At 32.2% G+C, this 3,799-nt stretch carries 3 protein-coding genes and 1 tRNA gene; all 4 read left to right on the top strand.

The window, feature by feature from the left end:
- The first annotated feature begins 51 nt into the window (after positions 1-51).
- Positions 52-127, top strand: a tRNA-Asn gene (locus KBI38_08125).
- Between the two features lie 59 nt (positions 128-186).
- Positions 187-786 carry a ribonuclease H family protein gene (locus tag KBI38_08130; GenBank protein MBP8630011.1) on the top strand — a complete coding sequence of 200 codons (600 nt, stop codon included), beginning with the start codon at positions 187-189 and terminating at the stop codon, positions 784-786.
- Positions 787-954: 168 nt separating this feature from the next.
- The gene (locus tag KBI38_08135; GenBank protein ID MBP8630012.1) at positions 955-3,108 is read left to right on the top strand and encodes a DNA translocase FtsK 4TM domain-containing protein; all 2,154 of its coding nucleotides are present in this window, start codon (positions 955-957) and stop codon (positions 3,106-3,108) included.
- 22 nt (positions 3,109-3,130) lie between these two features.
- Positions 3,131-3,799 (top strand): helix-turn-helix domain-containing protein (locus KBI38_08140; GenBank protein MBP8630013.1); only part of this gene is annotated, 669 nt, incomplete at its 3' end.

The raw sequence follows: 3,799 nt of genomic DNA on the forward strand, positions 1-3,799 counted from the left end.
AGAGTACTTGGTTGGAAACGACCTGGGAGGTTAGGTAGTTGCTGGTTATATTCCTTGATAGCTCAGTTGGTAGAGCAATCGGCTGTTAACCGATCGGTCGTAGGTTCGAGTCCTACTCAAGGAGCCAAATTTTTGAGCAATTAATAAATTATTTTATTAATTGCTTTTTTGTTTTAAGGAGAATTTATGGCTAGCAAGTATTATGCGGTATTGGTTGGTAAAACCAAAGGGGTATTTACCAATTGGGATGAGTGCAAAAAACAAATACATGGTTATCCAGGTGCTCTTTATAAAAGTTTTTTAACATTAAGAGAAGCGGAGCAATACTTAACACAAGGTCAACCGCAAAAAAAATGCAACGAAACTGTGCCGAAAAACTCTTATGAAATTTATGTTGATGGAAGTTATCAAAATAGTCGGTATAGCTGGGGTTTTGTTGTAATGAAAAACGATGAGATAATTCATGAAGATTGTGGGCTGGGCACTAATGAACAAGCTGCTTTATCACGCAATGTTGCTGGAGAATTAGAAGCAGTGATTAATGCTGTTAAGTGGACACAGAACAATAAAATAGAACATTTTTATATTTACCATGATTATATTGGAATTTCAGAGTGGGCATTAGGACGTTGGAGAACTAATAATAATTTGACAAAAAATTATGCTAGCTTTATAAAAGAATATTTACCATATATTACATTTATAAAAGTAGCAGGTCATAGCGGAATTAGAGGAAATGAGATAGCAGATCAACTTGCCAAAAAAGCTTTACAAGAAAATAATTAGCTTTAAAATGTTAGAAGGATGCCCTTCTAACATTTTTATTTGAAATTTTTAAAGGATTTTGGCGTAGAATGTAGAAAAAGTTTGTAAGGAGTGGTATTTTTGCCTAAAATTTTTTTAAATATTAATAAAGAATTAAAATATGAATTATTAGGTATTACCTTAACCGCGTTGGGGATTATTGCCTTTATAAGTTTATTAGGCTTTAGTACTGGACCGATAGGGCAATCTTTTGCTAAAATACAGCGTTATTGTTTTGGGATTGGTGCCTATTTGTTGCCATTAATGGTAATGATGATTGGTATTCGATATATTATAAAGCGACTAGAAATAGTTTATTCTTTAAAATTTTTTGGGATAATTACATTTTATTTATCAGCGCTGGCAATATATCATCATTTTAAAATTACACCTGGGGCAGAAATTATGCCGGAAAGTTTAACTGATGGTGGCGGTATCATTAGTGGTTTTATTGTGTTTTTTTTGCGAAAAATTATTGGCGTTGATGGTGCTATTATTGTTTTATTTACAATTTTAATTTGTGCGTTATTGTTAATCACTAATTGGTCGCTAGCACTAGGATTACTAAAAACAAAAAAAATAATTAAAACTGAATTTGAAAATACTAAAGAGGCTTTATCAGATAAATATCAGTATTTTAATAATAGTTTTGATGTTGAAGCTAACACTAACAAGAGTGAAATTTATAACCAAGAAAATGATATTATAGAAAAGAAAATAAACGATAAGAAACTTAAATTCCCTATTATAATGGAAAATGATAGTGTTGAAATAAAAGAAATAAAGCAAAGTAAAAAAGAAAAAATCAAGGAGGCAGTTAAGCCCCCAACTGAAATAATTGAATTATTGGATAATGTTGCTAACGATGGTTATATTTTACCTTCAATATTCAATATTTTGAATAAGGTGGAAAAACCTAAAAATACTAAACTAACAAAAGAAATTGTTGATAATGCTAAACTCTTAGAAGAAACTTTAGAAAGTTTTAATGTTAAGGCAAAGGTAGTTAATGCAACAGCAGGTCCGGCGGTTACTAGATATGAATTAGAACCAGCGGCCGGAGTAAAGGTCAGTAAAATAGTTAATTTAGCTGATGATTTAGCATTAAAACTAGCTGCTCCCGGAATTAGAATAGAAGCTCCAATTCCAGGAAAAGCTGCAATTGGCATTGAAGTTCCTAATAAAAATTTAGTCGGAGTTCAGTTAAGAGAAGTATTAGAATCTGAAAATTTTCAGCAGGCCAGTTCAAAATTATCAGTTGGCTTAGGTAAGGATATTGCAGGTCAAGTTGTTATCGCTGACTTAGCAAAAATGCCACATTTGCTAGTAGCAGGAGCAACTGGTTCGGGGAAAAGTGTTTGTATTAATACTTTAATAACCAGCATTCTCTTTAAAGCTAAGCCAGATGAAGTGAAGTTTATTTTAATCGATCCTAAAATGGTAGAATTATCAAATTACAATGGTATTCCGCATTTGATGATACCTGTTGTTACGGATTCTCGCAAAGCCGCCGCCGCACTTAACTGGGCTGTCCATGAAATGGAAAAACGTTATGCTTTATTTGCGGCTAATGGCGTGCGTGATATGGAGCGGTTTAACAAAAATAATAATGACAATAAAATGCCATCAATTGTTATTATTATTGATGAATTAGCTGATTTGATGATGGTTGCACCGGGCGACGTTGAAGATGCAATTTGTAGATTAGCACAAAAGGCAAGAGCGGCTGGATTGCATTTAGTACTAGCAACCCAAAGACCGTCAGTTGATGTAATAACTGGTATAATTAAAGCTAATGTTCCATCTAGAATTTCTTTTTCTGTTTCATCACAAATTGATTCACGAACCATTTTGGATATGGGTGGAGCAGAAAAACTATTAGGTAAAGGTGATATGCTTTATAATCCGGTTGGTTTTTCTAAACCGCTGAGAGTTCAGGGGGCATTTATTTCAGATAGTGAAGTAGAATTGTTATTAGACTTTATTAAAAAACAAGGAGAACCTGAAATAAATGAAGAAATAATATCCTTTACGGAAGAAACAACTAGTAGTGAAAATAGTAGTAACAGTGAATCAACAGAATTTACTGATGAATTACTTCAAGCTGCGATTAATATGGTTTTTGAAACAGGGCAAGCTTCAGTTTCAATGTTACAACGTAAGTTTAGAATAGGTTATACTAGAGCAGGTAGATTGGTTGACACTATGGAAAACATGAAGATTGTTGGGCCCAATATTGGAAGTAAACCACGTGAGATTTTGATGACAAGAGAGCAAGTTAACACTATGTATTTTGACGTTTAAATGTTTTAGGAGGTTTATATTGATGTCATTTGTTGGAGACATTTTAAAAGCTGAGAGGGAGAAACAAAAGCTAAGTATAAAAGATATTGAAAGCGGTACCAATATAAGGAGCTTATATATTACTGCGATAGAAGAAAATAAGTTTGATGTATTACCAGGAGAAGTTTACCTTAAAGGATTTTTAAGAAGTTATGCTAATTTTTTAAATATTGATAGTGATTATTTACTACAAGTTTATAAAGAGCAAAAAGTTGAACTAGATTCCGAAGCTGAAGTTACCGAAGAAAAAGAAAGTATTAAGCCGAAGAAAAAAGTACGAAAAGGTAGAGTTACAATTTTATTGGCAATAGTTTTATTATTTTTAACAGCAATAATTTATTATGTTATGAACAATGATTCCAATAGTGCTTCTAATGCTAAAATTAATAATGAACCAGTAGCAAAAGTTTCATCGAAAGCAATTGTTAAAAATGAAGGTACTAAACCGGTGAATGAGGTCAATAAAAAATTGTCGTTAAAAGCTGAATTTGTAGGAGATTGTTGGATTCAAGTTTTAAGTGATAATAAGGTTGTTTTTGAAGGAATGGCGAAAAATAAAGATAAATTTGAATGGTTAGCAGAAAATGAATTTAGCCTCAAAATAGGTAATGCTGGTGCCGTAAAACTTAATTTAAATGATAAGGATTTAGGT

Source organism: Negativicutes bacterium (genome assembly GCA_018052945.1).
Classification (GTDB): Bacteria; Bacillota; Negativicutes; order JAGPMH01; family JAGPMH01; genus JAGPMH01.

Coding starts and splice junctions, on each gene's coding strand:
- KBI38_08130 (MBP8630011.1), top strand. CDS start 187: ATGGCTAGCAAGTATTATGCGGTATTGGTTGGTAAAACCAAAGGGGTA.